Here is a 1,291-nt window from a genome sequence, read left to right as displayed (position 1 = left end):
CGTCGAGCGCGAACGCCTGGATCGCCGCGCCGAGCAGCACGATGACTCCGCTGATCCCCGCCGCCAGCCGAGGGCGCCGCATCGCGGATCGGAACCTCTCCCGCTCCGCGGCATCCACGGCCGGCGCCGGGCTCACGGCGCGCTCCTCGAGAGAGCCGACGTCAACGGCAGCGCCTTCTCCGCGAGCCCGCGCCGTCCCGTCCGTCATGCCATCCAACCTATCGCGAGGAGACATTCCGCCAGGTGAGAGGGGATATCATCGGGTCTGTTGCTCGATGATGGCTGTGTGAACCACCCCGCGATCACAGAGCCGGCCGAGGACGAAGAGGTGCTTCAGCTGGCCGCGCGCACCGCGCAGCGCATCATCACTCAGTGCCGGTCCCACGCGCAGACCGTGGTCGGAAAGCTTTCCGATCGGATCAACAGCGCCCCAGCACGCCGTGCGGCGAGGACGTCGCCGCAGGACGCGCAGGATCCCACGGGGTCGCTTTTCAAGAGCGTCTCGACATCCTGGAATCGGTGAGCAACGCCGTCGTCTCGTACCTGTGCGGTCGTGAAGTGCTTCTCAAGCACGAGACCTTGTACTCGCTGTCGACCGTCCCGATCCTTCGTTCTCTGGCTGAAGTCGCCGCGACGTGCCACTGGATGCTGGAACCGGGATTCACGGCCGACGGTCGCGCCGCTCGCGGCTACGCCTCTCTGTTCTACACGGTGGAGCAGAACAGAGCGCGCGTGGAGGACTGCGCCAGAACTCGTGAGCTGCTGGTGAAGATCGTGGCCGAGAGCGGCGGGAAGATCCAGCGAGGCGTCCGTGACGGCGAGACCCCCCAAGAGGTCGGCACGGTGCGGGTCGGGCGCGCTCACGCCAAGACGGCCTTCAAGTATCACCACCGCCTCGAGCAGCAGATCCCGGCGATTAGCTCCATGTATTCAGGCATGTTGGCGATGATCCACGGGGAGACGGCCGCGCTCGGCGTTGCGTGGGACAGCGCCGATGTGCTGCTGCGTATGGTGGCGAAGGTCACCCTGGAGTCGACGCGGGCGTCGTCTGAGGCAGTGAATACGTGGACCGGCACTGAGTACCGAGCGCCCTTCGTCAACGAGGCCGACGCGGCGAACATCATCAGGTCGATGCCCCCAGAGCTGATCGCAGAGTTCGAAGCCGAGCTGCGCCAGGCGCAGGAAGGCCGCTGACGCTGTTCAGAGATCGTCTGCTGAACATCTGGGACGTGGCCGAAACGACAGCCCGTTCGCCTCCGCGAAACGCGCGATCCGGTACGCCGTCGCCGCC

At 66.5% G+C, this 1,291-nt stretch carries 2 protein-coding genes; both read left to right on the top strand.

The annotated features are described in order from the left end of the window. The first annotated feature begins 286 nt into the window (after positions 1-286). Positions 287-523 carry a hypothetical protein gene (locus NHL53_RS14535; RefSeq protein ID WP_433777611.1) on the top strand — a complete coding sequence of 79 codons (237 nt, stop codon included), beginning with the start codon at positions 287-289 and terminating at the stop codon, positions 521-523. After that, complete coding sequence (locus tag NHL53_RS14530) at positions 520-1,194, top strand: hypothetical protein (RefSeq protein WP_433777610.1); 675 nt, start codon at positions 520-522, stop codon at positions 1,192-1,194. The genes NHL53_RS14535 and NHL53_RS14530 overlap by 4 nt, the downstream gene beginning before the upstream one ends. Positions 1,195-1,291: the final 97 nt, after the last annotated feature.

It is taken from the genome of Microbacterium sp. gxy059 (assembly GCF_050958665.1).
GTDB lineage: Bacteria > Actinomycetota > Actinomycetes > Actinomycetales > Microbacteriaceae > Microbacterium.
Note: the sequence above shows the minus strand (reverse complement) of the source record. Positions and strands in the feature narration are given on the sequence as shown.